Origin of the sequence: Streptomyces spiralis, from assembly GCF_014654675.1 — a bacterium.
Taxonomy (GTDB): domain Bacteria; phylum Actinomycetota; class Actinomycetes; order Streptomycetales; family Streptomycetaceae; genus Streptomyces; species Streptomyces spiralis.
This window is the reverse complement of sequence record NZ_BNBC01000016.1, coordinates 66,680-83,267: the sequence shown is the minus strand read 5'-3', so window position 1 is coordinate 83,267 and position 16,588 is coordinate 66,680. Positions and strand designations below refer to the sequence as shown.

At 70.2% G+C, this 16,588-nt stretch carries 11 protein-coding genes; 6 read left to right on the top strand and 5 right to left on the bottom strand.

Translation table 11 applies throughout. The features are described 5' to 3' along the window. Positions 1-111: 111 nt before the first annotated feature. Positions 112-1,182 (bottom strand): uroporphyrinogen decarboxylase, encoded by a 1,071-nt coding sequence (gene hemE, locus IE318_RS18290; protein ID WP_189901631.1) that lies wholly within the window; start codon positions 1,180-1,182, stop codon positions 112-114. A gap of 118 nt (positions 1,183-1,300) precedes the next feature. On the opposite strand from hemE, the gene IE318_RS18285 reads away from it, so the two are divergent. From IE318_RS18285 to IE318_RS18260, 6 genes are all read left to right on the top strand, one after another. After that, positions 1,301-1,975, top strand: coding sequence for a DUF3000 domain-containing protein (locus tag IE318_RS18285; protein WP_063766912.1), 675 nt, complete (start codon positions 1,301-1,303; stop codon positions 1,973-1,975). 340 nt (positions 1,976-2,315) lie between these two features. Next, positions 2,316-2,972: a response regulator transcription factor gene (locus IE318_RS18280; protein WP_030179617.1), complete on the top strand. Its 657-nt coding sequence runs from the start codon at positions 2,316-2,318 to the stop codon at positions 2,970-2,972. A gap of 385 nt (positions 2,973-3,357) precedes the next feature. Then, the gene (locus IE318_RS18275; protein WP_078917560.1) at positions 3,358-4,653 is read left to right on the top strand and encodes a ribonuclease D; all 1,296 of its coding nucleotides are present in this window, start codon (positions 3,358-3,360) and stop codon (positions 4,651-4,653) included. Positions 4,654-4,841: 188 nt separating this feature from the next. Next, positions 4,842-6,062: a thiolase family protein gene (locus IE318_RS18270; protein WP_189901630.1), complete on the top strand. Its 1,221-nt coding sequence runs from the start codon at positions 4,842-4,844 to the stop codon at positions 6,060-6,062. Further along, positions 6,059-8,188 carry a 3-hydroxyacyl-CoA dehydrogenase NAD-binding domain-containing protein gene (locus IE318_RS18265; RefSeq protein ID WP_030184140.1) on the top strand — a complete coding sequence of 710 codons (2,130 nt, stop codon included), beginning with the start codon at positions 6,059-6,061 and terminating at the stop codon, positions 8,186-8,188. The genes IE318_RS18270 and IE318_RS18265 overlap by 4 nt, the downstream gene beginning before the upstream one ends. 132 nt (positions 8,189-8,320) lie before the next feature. Then, positions 8,321-9,388 carry an endonuclease/exonuclease/phosphatase family protein gene (locus IE318_RS18260; protein ID WP_189901629.1) on the top strand — a complete coding sequence of 356 codons (1,068 nt, stop codon included), beginning with the start codon at positions 8,321-8,323 and terminating at the stop codon, positions 9,386-9,388. Here IE318_RS18260 and IE318_RS18255 read toward each other — a convergent pair. From IE318_RS18255 to IE318_RS18240, 4 genes are read right to left on the bottom strand one after another with little or no spacing between them, the layout of a single operon-like run. Further along, positions 9,315-10,706: a hypothetical protein gene (locus IE318_RS18255; RefSeq protein WP_189901628.1), complete on the bottom strand. Its 1,392-nt coding sequence runs from the start codon at positions 10,704-10,706 to the stop codon at positions 9,315-9,317. The genes IE318_RS18260 and IE318_RS18255 overlap by 74 nt on opposite strands. 17 nt (positions 10,707-10,723) lie before the next feature. Further along, a complete protein-coding gene (locus IE318_RS18250; protein WP_189901627.1) occupies positions 10,724-13,585 on the bottom strand; it encodes a stealth family protein in 2,862 nt (953 codons plus the stop codon). Between the two features lie 7 nt (positions 13,586-13,592). Beyond that, on the bottom strand, positions 13,593-14,480 hold the full coding sequence (locus IE318_RS18245; RefSeq protein ID WP_229903580.1) for a hypothetical protein: 888 nt from the start codon (positions 14,478-14,480) through the stop codon (positions 13,593-13,595). 53 nt (positions 14,481-14,533) lie between these two features. Beyond that, positions 14,534-16,327, bottom strand: a complete 1,794-nt coding sequence (locus IE318_RS18240) for a stealth family protein (RefSeq protein WP_189901624.1) — start codon at positions 16,325-16,327, stop codon at positions 14,534-14,536. Positions 16,328-16,588 lie beyond the last annotated feature (261 nt).

The following is a 16,588-nucleotide window of genomic DNA, read 5'->3' as shown; positions in this document are numbered from 1 at the left end:
CCGTTGACGCATTGGTCCAGACCTTCTACGTTGTGGGCGCGCCGGGCGGACGGACGGCGGACCGCCCGCCCGGATCGCGGTCGCGGTGACCGCTCGGGCTCGGCGTCGGGCTCAGCGCGCGGTGCGCGTGTGGACGTACTCCACGAGCCGGGTGAGCGCGTCGGGGTCGGTGGACGGCATCACTCCGTGGCCGAGGTTGAAGACGTGGCCCTCCAGACCGGCGGCCGCGTCCAGCACCTCACGGGTCTTGGCCTCGACGGCCTCCCGCGGAGCGAACAGCACGGTCGGGTCGAGGTTGCCCTGGAGCGCCTTGCCGGGGCCGACGCGGCGGGCGGCCTCGTCCAGCGGGACGCGCCAGTCGACGCCGACGACGTCCGCGCCGGCCTCACCCATCAGACCGAGCAGCTCTCCGGTGCCGACACCGAAGTGGATGCGCGGGACGCCGTATCCGGCGACGGCCCGGAAGACCTTCGCGGAGGCGGGCAGCACCGAGCGGCGGTAGTCGGCGGGGGCGAGGGCTCCGGCCCAGGAGTCGAAGAGCTGCACGGCGCTCGCGCCCGCCTCGATCTGCACCTTCAGGAAGGCGGCGGTGATGTCGGCGAGGCGGTCGAGCAGGTCGGCCCACAGCTCGGGGTCGCCGTACATCATCGCCTTGGCGTTCTCGTACGTGCGGGACGGGCCGCCCTCCACGAGGTAGCTCGCCAGGGTGAAAGGCGCGCCCGCGAAACCGATCAGCGGGGTCTGCCCCAGCTCCTTGGTGAGCAGGCCGATCGCCTCGGTGACGTAGGGGACGTCCTCGGGCGTGAGGTCGCGCAGCCGGGCCAGGTCGGCGCGGGTGCGGATGGGCTCCTCGACGACCGGGCCGACGCCGGGCTTGATGTCGAGGCCGAGGCCGATGGCCTTCAGCGGGACGACGATGTCGCTGTAGTAGATCGCCGCGTCCACGTCGTGCCGGCGGACCGGCTGGAGGGTGATCTCGGTGACCAGCTCCGGGCGCGTGCAGGACTCGAGCATCGGGATGCCCTCGCGCACCTTGCGGTACTCGGGCAGGGAGCGCCCGGCCTGCCGCATGAACCACACGGGGGTGTGCGGCACCGGTTCACGCCTGCACGCCTTGAGGAAGGCGGAGTCGTAGGTGGCGGTCGGCGGCTGGTGGCGGACGGGCGTCTCGTTGGCACTCACGGTGGCAAGTCTCGCACGGCCCCGGGAGCGCCACCGCCGCGGCCCGGGGGCGGTGCCGCGTCCCGCGGCGGGGTGTCTTGCCCTGCACGAAGGCCCGATTCCCCTTAATCTTCCCGGCATGGCTGCGGCTCAGGGACGACTGTCGGACGGCGCTGGCGGAATGGACGACGAGAAGGAAGGGGACGGGCGTGAGAGCAGGAGGGATCAGGCTCCGCTGCCCTTCCGGGCCGCCGTCGACGCGCTGAAGGCCGCGCGGGTGCGGCCGCAGGTGGAGATCGAGCAGGTCCCGCCGCCCCAGCGCCTGGCACCTTTCGCGTACGCGCTGGAGGCCACGGTCGTCGACGGCGAGCAGGACCTCGCCGACGGCCGTCTGGTGCTGCTGCACGACCCCGCCGGGCACGACGCCTGGCGCGGAACCTTCCGGCTGGTGACCCTGGTGCGCGCCGAACTGGAGCCGGAGATGGCAGCCGATCCGCTCCTGCCGGAGGTGTGCTGGTCCTGGCTGACCGGGGCGCTGCAGGCGCGCGGTCTGTCGTACGGCGAGCCCAGCGGCACCGTGACGCGGGCGAGCTCGCACTACTTCGGCGGACTGTCGACGCGCCCGGCCGCCTCGCAGATCGAGATCCGCGCCTCCTGGACGCCGCGCGAGGGCCTGGGCGGGGCTCCCGACACCGGGGCTCACCTGGGCTCCTGGTGCGATCTACTGGCCCAGGTCGCGGGCCTGCCGCCGGCCGGGCCGGGTGACGCGTCCGTGGTGACGCTGCCGCAGAGACGCGACCCGCAGTCACGCTGAAGCCGAACGCCCCCGCACCCCGCATCCCACCCCCGCACCGCCACACTTCCGCGTCGCCGTCGCCGCGTCTTACCGGCCCCTTGCCGTGTCTTTGTCGATACGACCACTTTCGGGCACGTATCGCACCCGAACGACCCCGAACGGCCCCGAGTGAACCGATTCGGCCTTCGGTTGATCGACAACGTGTCCGAATTGCACGCATTGGTACTCACCAGATCGTGATCATTCTCTAAAGGACAACAGGTTTGCTGCCGAAGACGACTGTGACCTTGCAAGCACGGTTGTCCCGGCTTCCTCCCCACAAGCCGGCCCCGTCCCCCCCCACCCCCCAGGAGGCCTGGTGTCCGTTCTCCTCGAGCAGCCCTCAAGCCTGGTCGCCTACCGCCCGAACAAGCCGACCGCCATGGTCGTCGTGGCGGACCCGCGCGTCCGTTCCACCGTCACCCGTCATCTGTGGGCGCTCGGAGTCCGTGACGTCATCGAGGCGTCGTCCGTCGCGGAGGCCCGTCCCCGCATCGGCAACCCGCGTGACATCTGCGTCGCCGACGTCCACCTGCCCGACGGGTCCGGACTCACCCTGCTGTCCGAGACCCGTGCCGCCGGCTGGCCCAACGGCCTGGCCCTGTCCGCCGCCGACGACATCGGCGCCGTCCGCAACGCCCTCGCGGGCGGAGTGAAGGGCTACGTCGTCACCGGCACCCGCACCAACGTCGGGCTCCCCACCCGACCGGGCGCTGCCCCCATCGGCGCCGCCCGACTGCACCGCCGTCCCCCGGGTGCCCCGAGCCACCCGGGTGGCTACCGAGAGCTGTCGGGGCGCGAGGTCGAGGTGCTGCGGCTGGTCGCCGAGGGTCAGTCCAACAAGGCGATCGGCGTCTCGATGGGCCTGTCCGCGCTGACCGTCAAGAGCCACCTCGCCCGCATCGCCCGCAAGCTCGGCACCGGCGACCGCGCCGGCATGGTCGCCGTCGCCCTGCGGACCGGAATCATCCACTGACCCCCGGCTGACACCCGGGCCGCTCGCCCGGGCCCCCGCGCCCACCGGCCCTCGGACCGGCCCTCGACCGACCCCCCGCCCGGCTCCTCTTCAACAGCCGCCCCCGCTCGCCGCCCCTCCCCCCACCCCGCCCCTCCCCCCACCCCGACCCGCCCCCCATCCCCCGTCCGCCCCTCACCGTCACCCGTCCGCCGCCCTGTTCACCCCTTTTCTCACTCCGGTTCCTCCACCCCGCCGCGCCCCGCCCCGGTGAAGCGCTGGCCCCTTCCCCCCGTACCGGCCGTGAACCGGACGTGTCACCGACCTGACCGGTTTACGACCCCCGGCGCCCGCCGACGGAACGTTCCGTCGGCGGGCGCCGTCCATCCACGGATACCCTTGACAGGTGACCGACGCCCGAGAAACCGCAGCAGACAGCCCACTGCGAACCACCGGAGGCGCCCCTCCGGACGACGGCGGCTCTTCTGACACGGGGGCGCCGATCCCATTGCTGGAGCCCCGCGAGGGCATTCCGCCCGTGATCGCCGACGCCGCGGCGCTGGCCGAGGTGATCGGCGCGTTCGCCGCCGGCTCCGGCCCCGTCGCCGTCGACGCCGAGCGGGCGTCCGGCTACCGCTACGGCCAGCGCGCCTATCTGGTGCAGCTGCGCCGCGAGGGCGCCGGCACCGCGCTCATCGACCCCGTCGCCTGCCCCGACCTGTCGGGCCTGGGCGAGGCGCTGTCCGGCGTCGAGTGGGTGCTGCACGCCGCCACCCAGGACCTGCCGTGCCTGCGCGAGATAGGCATGGTTCCCAGCCACCTGTTCGACACGGAGCTGGCCGGCCGGCTCGCCGGGTTCCCCCGGGTCGGGCTCGGCGCCATGGTGGAGAACGTGCTCGGCTTCGTCCTGGAGAAGGGCCACTCCGCCGTCGACTGGTCCACCCGTCCGCTGCCCGAGCCGTGGCTGCGCTACGCGGCCCTGGACGTGGAACTGCTCGTCGACCTGCGCGACGCGCTGGAGAAGGAGCTGGACCGGCAGGGCAAGCTGGAGTGGGCCCTGCAGGAGTTCGACGCCATCGCCTCGGCGCCGCCCGCCGAGCCCCGCAAGGACCCCTGGCGGCGCACGTCCGGGATGCACCGGGTCCGGCGCAGGCGGCAGCTGGCCGTCGTACGGGAACTGTGGGAGACCCGGGACCGGGTTGCCCGGCGACGGGACGTCTCGCCGGGCAAGGTGCTGTCGGACGCGGCCATCGTGGAGGCCGCGCTCGCCGTGCCGTCCAATGTGCACGCCCTCGCCGCCCTGAACGGCTTCGGGCACCGGATGGGCCGCCGCCAGCTGGAGCAGTGGCAGACCGCGGTGGAGCGGGCCAAGTCCCTCTCCGAGTCCCAGCTGCCCCAGCCCGGCCAGCCGGTCACCGGTCCCCCGCCGCCGCGCGCGTGGGCCGACAAGGACCCGGCCGCCGCGGCCCGCCTCTCGGCGGCCCGCGCGGCCGTCTCCGCGCTGGCCGAGCGGCTGAACATGCCGCAGGAGAACCTTGTCGCGCCGGACACGGTACGGCGGCTGTGCTGGGAGCCGCCGAAGGACGCCGACGCCGACTCGGTGGCCGCCGCACTGGCCGGCCACGGCGCGCGCCCGTGGCAGATCGAACAGGTCACGCCCGTCCTGGTGGAGGCCCTGTCGACGAAGGGCACGGGCGCCTAGCCCCCGCCCGCGCCGAGCCGCGCCCTCCTCGCACCCCCGCGCCCGACCGGGCCGCGGGGGTGTGACGTTCGCCGCTCCCGGCGGGGGGACTGTGCAGTGACATTACCCGCGAGTAGCATGAGCCTGAGCGCGCGCTCAGCGCTTGCGCATCGCAGCAGTGCCATCCCGCACCCTGGAGGAGAGCCATCGTGCCTCGTACCGTCAGGGACGTCGTCTTCGTCGACGGCGTCCGCACCCCGTTCGGCAAGGCGGGCCCGAAGGGCATCTACCACGAGACCCGCGCCGACGACCTCGTCGTGAAGGCGATCCGGGAGCTGCTGCGCCGCAACCCCGGTCTCGACCCCAAGAAGGTCGACGAGGTCGCCGTCGCGGCGACCACGCAGATCGGCGACCAGGGTCTGACCATCGGCCGCACGGCCGGCATCCTCGCGGGCCTGCCGACCTCGGTCCCCGGCTACTCCATCGACCGCATGTGCGCGGGCGCGCTGACCGCCGTCACCACCGTCTCCGGCTCCATCGCCTTCGGCGCGTACGACGTCGCCATCGCCGGCGGTGTCGAGCACATGGGCCGCCACCCGATGGGCGAGGGCGTGGACCCGAACCCGCGCTTCGTGAGCGAGAAGCTGGTCGACGAGTCCGCCCTGTTCATGGGCATGACCGCGGAGAACCTGCACGACCGCTACCCGCAGATCACCAAGCTGCGCGCCGACGAGTACGCGGTGCGCTCGCAGGAGAAGGCCGCCAAGGCGTACGCCAACGGCAAGATCCAGCAGGACCTGGTGCCGATCTCCGTGCGCCGCACCACCCCGGAGGCCGGCGAGACCGGCTGGGGCCTGGTCACGGCCGACGAGCCGATGCGCCCGGGCACCACCCTGGAGAACCTGGCGAACCTCAAGACGCCGTTCCGCGTCCACGGCCGGGTCACCGCGGGCAACGCGGCCGGTCTGAACGACGGCGCCACCGCCTCGGTCATCGCGAGCGAGGAGTTCGCCCGCGAGAACGGCCTGCCGGTCAAGATGCGCCTGGTCTCCTACGCCTTCGCGGGCGTGGAGCCGGAGGTCATGGGCTACGGCCCGATCCCGGCCACGGAGAAGGCCCTGGCCAAGGCGGGCCTGTCGATCTCCGACATCGGCCTGTTCGAGATCAACGAGGCCTTCGCCGTGCAGGTGCTGGCCTTCCTCGACCACTACGGCATCGCGGACGACGACGAGCGCGTCAACCAGTACGGCGGCGCGATCGCCTTCGGCCACCCGCTCGCCTCCTCCGGCGTCCGGCTGATGACGCAGCTGGCCCGCCAGTTCGAGGAGCAGCCCGAGGTCCGCTACGGCCTGACCACCATGTGCGTCGGCTTCGGCATGGGCGCGACGGTCATCTGGGAGAACCCGCACTTCGACGGAGGCGACAAGTGAGCACCACCGCTGAACTCCTGAAGGGCGCGGCCGAGCTGTTCCCGGACGAGGTCGTCACGCAGGCGCACGTACGCCACTTCGACCTGCCGTTCGGCGCGGGCCGTTTCGCCCTCATCACCCTGGACAACGGCCACGACCACACCAAGCCGACCACCTTCGGCCCGCAGTCGCTGGCGAACCTCGACACGGCCATCGACCAGGTCGAGAAGGAGGCCGCGGACGGCGAGATCGTCGGTGTCGGCATCACCGGCAAGCCGTTCATCTTCGCCGTCGGCGCCGACCTCAAGGGCGTCGAGCTGCTGAAGAGGCACGAGGACGCGCTGGCCATCGGCAAGGGCGGCCACGAGGTCTTCAAGCGGCTGTCGAAGCTGGCCGTCCCCACCTTCGCCTACTACAACGGCGCGGCGATGGGCGGCGGCGTCGAGGTCGGTCTGCACTGCACCTACCGCACGGTGTCCGCGGCCCTCCCGGCGTTCTCGCTCCCCGAGGTCTTCCTCGGCCTGGTCCCCGGCTGGGGCGGCTGCACCCTGCTGCCGAACCTGATCGGCGCCGACAAGGCCGTGACGGTCGTCATCGAGAACAGCCTCAACCAGAACAAGCAGCTCAAGGGCAAGCAGGTCTACGAGCTCGGGATCGCCGACGCGCTGTTCGAGGGCGCCGACTTCCTGGAGCAGTCGCTGATCTGGACGGCGTCCGTCCTCAAGGGCGAGATCGAGGTCGAGCGCCCGGTCATCGACCGCGGCGAGGCCTGGGACCAGGCCGTCGCGCGCGGCCGGTTCATCGCCGACGGCAAGGTGCACGGCGCGGCCCCGGCCGCCTACCGGGCGCTGGACATCATCGCCGCCGCCAAGAACGGCGACCTCCAGCAGGGCTACGACGCCGAGGACCAGGCCCTCGCGGACCTGATCATGGGCGGCGAACTGCGCGCCGGCATCTACGCGTTCAACCTGGTGCAGAAGCGCGGCAAGCGCCCCGCGGGCGCCCCGGACAAGAACCTGGCCCGTCCGGTCACCAAGGTGGGCGTGGTCGGCGCCGGCCTGATGGCCTCCCAGCTGGCCCTGCTCTTCCTCCGCCGCCTGGAGGTGCCGGTCGTCCTGACCGACATCGACCAGGAACGCATCGACAAGGGTGTGGGCTACGTCCACGCCGAGATCGACAAGCTGCTCGGCAAGGGCCGTATCAACCAGGACAAGGCCAACCGCCTCAAGGCGCTGGTCACCGGCGTCCTGGACAAGGCCGAGGGCTTCGCGGACGCCGACTTCGTCATCGAGGCAGTCTTCGAGGAGATGGGCGTCAAGCAGCAGGTGTTCGCGGAGGTCGAGGCGGTCGCGCCCGAGCACGCGATCCTGGCGACCAACACCTCCTCCCTGTCCGTCACGGAGATGGCGTCGAAGCTGAAGCACCCCGAACGGGTCGTCGGCTTCCACTTCTTCAACCCGGTCGCGATCCTTCCGCTGCTGGAGATCGTCCGCGGCGAGAAGACGGACGACGCCTCGCTCGCGACCGCCTTCGCGGTGGCCAAGAAGCTGAAGAAGACCGCGGTGCTGGTCAAGGACGCCCCGGCGTTCGTCGTCAACCGCATCCTGACCCGCTTCATGGGCGAGATCCAGAACGTCATCGACGAGGGCACCCCGGTCGAGGTCGCCGAGAAGGCGGTCGAGCCGCTGGGTCTGCCGATGTCCCCGCTCGTCCTCCTGGAGCTGGTCGGCCCGGCGATCGGCCTGCACGTCTCGGAGACCCTCAACAAGGCGTTCCCGGACCGCTTCACGGTCTCCCCGAACCTCAAGGCGGTCGTCGAGGCCGGCAAGCGCGGCTTCTACGTCTACGACAGCGGCAAGCCCGAGCTGGACCCGGAGGTCGCCGCGCTGCTGAAGCAGGGCGACACCGTCCTGACGGAGGACCAGGTCCGCGCCCGTGTCCTGGACGCGGTGGCGCAGGAGATCGGCCTGATGCTCGACGAGGGCGTCGTCGCCGAGGCCCAGGACATCGACCTGTGCCTGATCACCGGCGCCGGCTGGCCCTTCCACCTGGGCGGCATCACCCCGTACCTGGACCGCGAGGGCGTCTCGGAGCGGGTGACCGGCAAGCGGTTCCTGGAGCCGGGGGTGGCTTCGGTTCCGGCGTAGCGCCGGTCCGGCTGCCCGAGGCGGTGTCCCGGCACCCTGCGGTGCCGGGACACCGCCTCGCTTGATCTTCTCGTCGACAGCCACCTACGGTTCAGGTCCGACAGGCCGGACGAAGAAGAGCTTCGGGTGGAAATGCGGTATCGAAGAACGGGCCTGATGGTGGCGACGGCGGCGGTGGCCGTCCTCGCGGTCGTCGGAGCCTGCCTGGCATACGCCTCCTGGCCGAGCCGGGGCGACCGGGACACCACCCGCACCTATCGCGTCTGGCACTGGAACATCGCCGGCAGCGCGCTGCACCACGGATCGGTGAGCGACGGGCTGATCGAGGCGACGTCGGACTCCATTCGCGGCAGGGGCGCCGACTTCGCGTCGCTCAACGAGATCTGCTACGGCCAGTACCGCGCGCTGCGGCAGAGTCTGGCTGGCGAGGGCTGGCCCCAGGACACCGGCGACTTCTCCCGGTTCGCCCGCACCCGGGCCGCTTCCCCAGAGCTGTGCGGTGGTACCGGACCATACGGGATCGCACTGTTCAGCAGGCAGCCCCTGGGGTTGTCACAGCAGTTCGAGCTGCCGTCCGACGGCTCCGCGGAGCAGCGGAAGATGCTGTGCGCCGCGCTGCGCACCGCGCCCCGGATGAAGTTCTGCACGGTGCACGTCACCACACGCAGCACCGTGCGGGACGGAATGCCCGCCAATTACCGGCAGATCCGCTTCGTGCGCCGGACCCTGGACGCGTTCGACGCGAAGGGTGAGGCCTACCTCGTCGCCGGGGACTTCAACGCACAGCCCGACTACGGCCGGCTCAAGCAGCTCTACGCGCCGTCGGTGGCGACGACCGCCAATCACGGGAACACGGGCGCGAACCGGGAACTCGACGACGCGGACAGGGCCCACTGCCCCGGCTACGGCCAGTGGACGGCCGTCGGTTCGCAGGCCGTCGCCAGTCCCTGCGGGCACGGTCCCAAGGTGGACGAGATCTTCGTGCGCGAGTCCCGGCTGGCCGGCGCCTACAGCGCCGCCTCTCTGCCGATTCCGCGCACATGCTCCGGCATCGCGTACTGCTCCGATCACCGCGCCCTTTTCGGCACCGTGCGCATGACCGTGCCGTCAGGCGCCGGACGGCCGCTCACCACGACCCGGCGAAGGGAAGGTGCTCGCACTTCTCCCCGCACCCCACGCGCGCTGCCGCCGATGTCCTGATCCAGTTGTCCTGCGGGACACCGTGGATTCTCACGTTGAGCGGCGTCGGCCGGGAGTGCAGTGCGCTGAACACCGAGACGAACTCCACCAGATAGCGCCCCGGCCTCCAGTCGTGCGGGTGACGCACGCTCCACGTGCCGTCCTCGCGCACCGGAGCCTCGGCTATCAGACGTCCGCCCTCCAGCACCATGACCTTGGAGACGCCGTCCGCGGCCGTGCCGGAGAACCGGGGCCTCGGACCGCTCCAGGCACCCTCGCGGGGACCGAGCACCACCGGCGCCTCGACGTGATCGCGCACGGTGAAGGGCACGCTCGCCACTGCCGTCACACCGGCGTCGGTGATGCCCACGGCCTGCACCAGATGCTCTCCCGCGGGCCAGCTCACCGCACGCCGCCAGATCCAGCGACCCTCGCTGTTCACACCGGTACCACCCACGTAGGAGTTTCCCTCGAAGAACAGTATGTACGACGTCCCCGGCGGAGCCTCGCCGGAGAACTTCTGCAGCGGGCTGACGGTCCTCGACGGGGACGGGGACTTGATGGTCGGCGGGCCGACGACCGGATTGCCGCCGTAAAGGGCCGACTCGGGATTCGAGACGGTGAACTCGGCCTGCACGGGCGGATAGCCACCCTGCCCCTGCAACGCCCCAGGATCGACGAGGCCGGGGGGCAGACCCGGGAGCTGGTGGAGCACCGAGGCGAAGATCCGTGCCACCTCGCGGGCGCCCGCCTCGTTGAAGTGCGTGGAGTCGATGATGCCGTCCGGATGGTTCGGGTGCTCGCCCGCGTCCGTCCACCGGTAGAAACCGCGGGCTCTGGTGGGACCCAGGTCCTGCAGCAACTGCGTCGTGAAGTGGTTCAGATCGACGAGCGGGGCGCCCGTCACGGCCGCGCACTCCCGGACCAGTTCGGGATACCCGTCGTGCGAGTCCACGACGTTGCCATGGACATCGAAGACGCAGCGTGCGGTGGGTGTCACCAGAACCGGCGTGGCCCCCTCGCCGCTGATCGCCTCCACATAGAGGCCCAGGAACTCCTTGAACTCCCGTGGGCTGTGGTACCTGAGAGGCACATTGATGCGCTGCTCCACCGCGCCGAAGTCGATCGCCACCACGTCTCCGGGTCCGATCATGTTCAGCAGCGTGATGAACCGCTCCGTGTAGTAGGAGCGGGCCGTCATGGCGTCACGGGCGTAGTTCTTCACCTCGTACTGGCTGTTCAGGAAGTCCGTGAGGTACTGCCCCCAGCCGGCCAGCGGTGCCTCCGCCGGAGTCCTCGACGTCGCCACGGAATTGCCGATGATGCAGAGCTTGTTCATGGTCTCCTTGCCCCCGCTCACAACGGCCAGCCGGGCAGTTGCCCCGCGTGGAACAACTGGTTGCGCGGCGAGCCGGCTTCGAACTGGCTGGCGATCGGGAAGTAACTGGGCAGAAACGCGGCGAGTGTGGCGTCCTGTTCGTCCTCCGAGATGTCCCCGTCGTGGAAGTCGTTGAGGCAGAAGACGTCGTTCGAGCGGGCCGCGAGAAGGTGATTGAGCTTCTGCACCTGCTCGCTCAGGCCCACGTTGACGAAACCGCTGGAGATGCCGCCCGGGACGCTACGGCCCGTGTAGTAACCGAAGTAGTGGTGGAGCGACGAGGCGACGGACACGTCGCTGCTGTCCCTGAGCTGGTTGTGAGCGGTGTTGCGCAGGGCGTCCGGAAAGTACTTCTCCAGGTCGTACATGACGCTGCGCCTCAGGGGGTGCGGCGCGTGGATGAAGGAGTTCACCAGCGTCCGCCCGAACATCGCCGAGACCAGTTCGCGGTTGTTCTTGGCCGCCATCCGGCTGAACTCGTCCAGGGCGGATATGGGGCTCATCGGAATGGCGTTGGACGACATGAAGTGCCTGGCCTGCCCGTTTCCCAGGAAGAAGAGACTCGGCAGGATCGGGCGGGCGGCGAAGACATCGTCATTGAAATAGAGGAAGTGCTCGGCCAGACCGTCGATATGGTGCAGCCGGCTTTCGATGGCGTGCGAGTTGTAGGTCGGCAGCGCACCTTCGTTGCCGAATATCTCCGTGTGGTCCACCACGCGGACCCGGGGGTGGGACGTGTCCAGCCACTGCGGCACCTGGCGGTCCGTCACCACATAGATGTTGCGGATCCAGGGAGCGTACATGTCCAGCGACCTGAACGAGTAGCGCAGCTCGTCGCGGTTACGGAAGCGAGCGGCACTCGTCGCCGCGTCCTCGGTCTCGATCCCCTTGGCGGCGAGCACCGCGTTCTTGCGTTCGAGCCAGGAGACATCGGCACCGTCGACCCAGGTGTACACGGCGTCGATGGGGAAGCCGACGTCGTGATGCAGGGTCTGGTTGAACGCCTGGATGGTGGGGTACTGACGCCCGCCCAGCACCATCGGCGCGCGGTGCAGGGCCGACTTCGGTATACGGCTGCCGATGAGAGTGCGATAGCTGGAGACGATGCACTCTTCGTCGTCCGGATCGTCGTCCCAGAAGGCCAGGGTGCAGCCGTAGCCGGCGCCGAGCCTCAGGGTGCGGGACGGCGTCACCGCGCTCTGGTACACGCGGACACCCGGGCAGGCGGTCCGCATGTGGTCGGTCGCGAACCCGGCGAGCGTCGTGACGACGGCGGAGTCCGAGCTGTTCAGCACCGCCATGTAGACGGCCTGCCCCTGACAGCTCTCGGCCAGGCTCTTGAGAGCCGCCTCCCGGAGGCTGGCGTGCACGGCGACGGTGTGGCGCACCTTGTTCGTCCGGGTGACGAAGTACGGGATACGCGCGGCCTCGAGTGCTCCGGCGACGATGCGCAGGTTGGCGTTGACGATGTCGAAGGGTGTCTCCGCCTGGATGACGCGGCACACCTGACCACCGGCGCGCACCAGGGAGGCGTCCTGCTTCAGCAGGCGCTCCTCGGACGTGGCCAGCTTCCGCGTGTGCTGGGTGCTCTGCGGCGCGGCGGCAGCGGCGGTGGCCTTGCCGAAGGCCCCGGACGCCAGCGAATAGCCGGCCACGCGCCGCGCCTTCTCTTCGGCGCGCCGCCCCGACTGCCGGTCGTCCTGGAGGGTGGCGAAGAGCTCGTCCCACTGACCTGCCGGATGGAACCACTGTGCCGCTTCGGCGGCCGCGTGTCCCATCGACCACCGCATCTCGTTGTTCTCGATCAGGTGGAGCAGCGCGGAGGCCAGCGCCTCGGTGTCGCCCGGTGTGGTCAGGAGCCCGGTGCGTCCTTCGGACACCACCTCGCGGGCGGCGTTGGGGCTGTCGTAGGCAACCACCGGCACGCCCGCTGCCTGGGCCTCCATCAGCGTGAGCCCGACGGCGTCCTCCTCCGCGGTGCTCAGGGCGATACTGGCCTTCGCCCACTCCTCCGCGATGACGGCGGGCGCCTCCCCGGTGAACTGGACACTGCCCTGCAAAGCCATCTGGTCGCGTCTTCCCACCAGGCTCCTGCCCAGCGGGCCGTCCCCGATGACGCGCAGTGACCAGCCCGGGCGATACTCCAGGACCCTGGACCACGCGGCCAGCGCCTCCGCGACGCCGGACTGCTTCTCCAGTCGTGCGACCAGCAGCACCATGCGGGTCTCCAGCGTCGAACGGGGCCGGAACCCCTCGGCCAGGACCGGCGGGACATGCGCCAGATGCGGGGTTCCCGAACCGAAGGTCTCCGTGAACCACTCCCGGGAACGGGCGCGGGGCAGGACGACGGCATCGCAGCGCGGGATGTTGTGGAGCAGCGGCTCGACACGGGGGCCGCCCACCTCCGGCGCGGTCAGCCCGTAGTACACCGTCATGATGTGCGCGGGCGCAAAGCGTGCGGCGTACGCGAGCAGGGCCGGCGAGGTCACGATCAGGATGTCGGCGTCCAGGCCCTGGAGCGCGTACTCCACCTCGATGTCGGCGAGGCGGTGGAAGCGGTCGTCCCAGCGACGCTCGACCACCTCGCTCGGCAGTGCGGCGAGGGCCGCACCTGCGGCGGCGTCCGGGCCGGGACGACGCACCACCCTCGACTGCTGGGATTCGATGAGAAAGCGGACAGCGACCCGCGGGTCGGGCACGCCGAACCGGCGCCGGCGTGCCTTGAACACACTGATGACCTGGACCTCGTACCGCGAGGCGAGCTCCGCCGCGTGTCCGAACACCGCGCGCTCGGCGTCGCCCATCACATCGGCGTGAGTCAGCAGGAAAGCGATCTTCATCTGCTCCTCACTCGGCCCCGGACTCGTCACTGCAGGTGAACCGCAGATTTCCCGCCGGCGTGTAGCGGGGTTCGATCGTCATGAGCGTGCCGCGCAGCGGGGACACCAGGATCTTCCTCATGGCGAACACCCGCTCCGGCGTCTGCACGTCGTGCAGCCTCCGTGCGAGGCGCAGCGGAGCACGACCGTCCGTGTGGACCATGACGTTCCAGTGTTCGCGCTGTCCGGTGGACGGGAGCATCTCGGCCAACGGCACCTCAAGTCGCCACACGTCGGGTTCGACCTCGTCGAGAGGGCACTCCACGCTGCGGCCGGCGGCGACCAGTTCGGCCCAGGGTGCGTCGGCCCTGACACCCAGGATGCGCAGGTCCACTTCGATGCGCGCGTGCTCGATGTACACGTTGATCACCTCGGCCGCCGGTGCGGCCTTCGTGCAGACCACCCGCGCGTCACCACGCAGGGTGCGCCCGAGCCGGTAGCGGTCGGCGGTGATGGGCGAGTACTTCATCGGGCCCGTGCTGCCGCTCAGCGGAGTGGTCTGTTCCACGAGCAGCAGCGGCAGCGTCCTGCTCCTGCGTCCCGAACTGACCCGGAGCCTGAGCTTCCAGCGCCCGGGGGTGACCGAGACACCGCCCGCGGCGGCACCGAGCAGTACCGCGGCGTCCATGAGCAGGCGTCCGTCCCGGGCCGCGTAGACCCGAGCGGGCACACGAAACCTCTGGTGCCTCCTGCTGAGGAGGATCTCCGCCCGGTCCGCCTCCCGCACCGAATCCGGCAGCTCCGCGTGGAGGTTGACGGTCTGGCCGTCGAGAACGGCCGCATACCCCAGGCGTGCCGCCCTGCCCGCGCGCCGGGGCAGAAAGAATCGATTCATCAGCCGGGTGCGCGCTGTCATGAGCCGTGCGTCGACCCGCCGACGCACCCGGCCCAGGTGTCTGCGTCGAGGGATCATCCGTGTGCCGTCTCCAACTCCGCGGCGCGGCGCACGGCTCCCTCGTCGCTTCCGGGGAGCTCATAGGGGCTGGGAACGGGGAAATAGGACTCCAGGAAGTGGCGGACCATGCGTTCCTGGCTGTCCGGATCCTCCGGCACGACGGTGTCGTTGATGCAGAAGGTGTCGAAGTCACGGCGCGCCAGCAGCCGGTTGAGCCGCTGCTGGGCCTTGCGGTCGCCGATGTCGATGTACACGTATCTGAGGTCCGAGACGGTGGCTCGCGCCGTGTGGTAGGCGTGGTAGTGGTGCAGCGACGACGCTATGGGGACGTCGTCCGGGGAGCGGAAGCGCGAATGCTGCGTGCGCCAGTGCTCGTTGGCGTAGGTCTCCTCGATCTCCTGCAGGACCGAACGCCTGAGGGCATGCGGGGTGTGCTTCATCTTCTGCGCGATGAACGTGCCGAACTGCTGCGCGATGAGTCCACGGCTGTTCTTCCCCGCCGCGTTGACGGGGAGGTCGTCGGGGCTGACCTCTCCGGCCGGAACCAGGGCCTTGGACATGAAGAACTTGGTCAGGCCATTGGGGTGGAAGAACTGGCCCGGCGCAGCGGGACGGCCGAAGAACACGTCGTCGTTGAGGTAGAGGAAGTGCTCCGAGAGGCCCTGGATGTGGTGGAGCTGGCTCTCGATGGCGTGCGAGTTGAACGTGGGCAGCGCCATCGGATCGGAGAAGATCTCACGGTGGTCCACGACGCGGATCCCCGGGTACTCGGTGTCGAGCCAGCGCGGCACCTGGCCGGCGGTGACTAGAAAGATGGTGTTCACCCACGGCGCGTACTGGTGGATCGAGCGCAGGGAGTAGCGCAACTCGTCACGGCTCGTGAACCGCGCGTCGTTGGCCGCCTGTTCGTGCAGGGTGCTGCCGTCGGTCAGGGCGCCGCGGGCCGCCTCCTTGCTCCTCCTCCACACCGGATCGGAGTCGTCCACCCAGGTGTAGACGACGTCGATCGGAAACAGGTGGTCGCTGGGCAGTGGAACCGTGAACTCCGCCACCGACTGCGCATAGCCGGTGTGATAGGGGGCCGGCACCGGACTGAACAGCTTCTGCTCGACCCGCCGGCGCGGGGCGTCCACCGGCACCTCGGTCATCACGCTGTTGGGTCGCGGCGCGACCAGGCTGTCCCCCTGACGCGCCCAGAATTCGAGGTCGCAGCCGGAGTCCTGGCCGAAGATCAGTACTCCGCTGGGGTCGCAGACGTTCCATGCCAGCCGGAGCACCTGCCTGGACCGCATCCTGCGCCACGTCTTGGCGGAGGCTCCGTCTCTCTGTTCGCCCGATCCTTCGGAGACGTATCCGGGGTTGCGCCCGAACGCGATCTGCAGGACTTCCTCGACGTCCGCGCGCTGCGCCGCGGGCACCGCGACACACGGAGTGTTCTGGGCCGTCCCCCTGATGCAGAAGTAGTCGATCTCCGCCTCTTCGAGCACGGCGACGACGATGTGCAGGTTGCGGCAGCGGGCGGCCCATTCGGTGGCCCCGCGCACGACGGTGGCTCGAACGTGCTTGCCCTGGTGGTGGACCACCCTGAGAAACGCGCCGGGCCCGTGCCGGGCCGGTGACCGGCTGCCGCCGAGCGCGCGCGTCATAACCGCCGAGCGCACCGAGTCGAACGCCGCCAGCAGATGCATGACGGCGTTGCGAAGAGGCCGCGGGACCCGGCGCACGATGCGCCGGCGGGCTCCGACGGGCACGAGCGATCTGTATGTGGAGACGAGCGCACTGGCCTCAGGATTGTTACCGCTCACCACCGAAGTTCCACACCATCCAATGAAGAGAGACCACCACCGCGGCGGAACACCGATGTCCCGGCATGTCCTGCCTTGTCGCCCGCGGCCGCCAGGAGTGGCGGTCTCCGTAGGCCCAGTAGATGGCTGCTCGCCAGATGGAGCACACCGACGTTCAACTGCTGGACCACCCGACGTCAACAAGGGATAAAAGCTGGCACAGAATATTCACACGAATGAGTAAACCTGTCCACATCAATGCGCATCCAGCAGGGCCTCAACGAA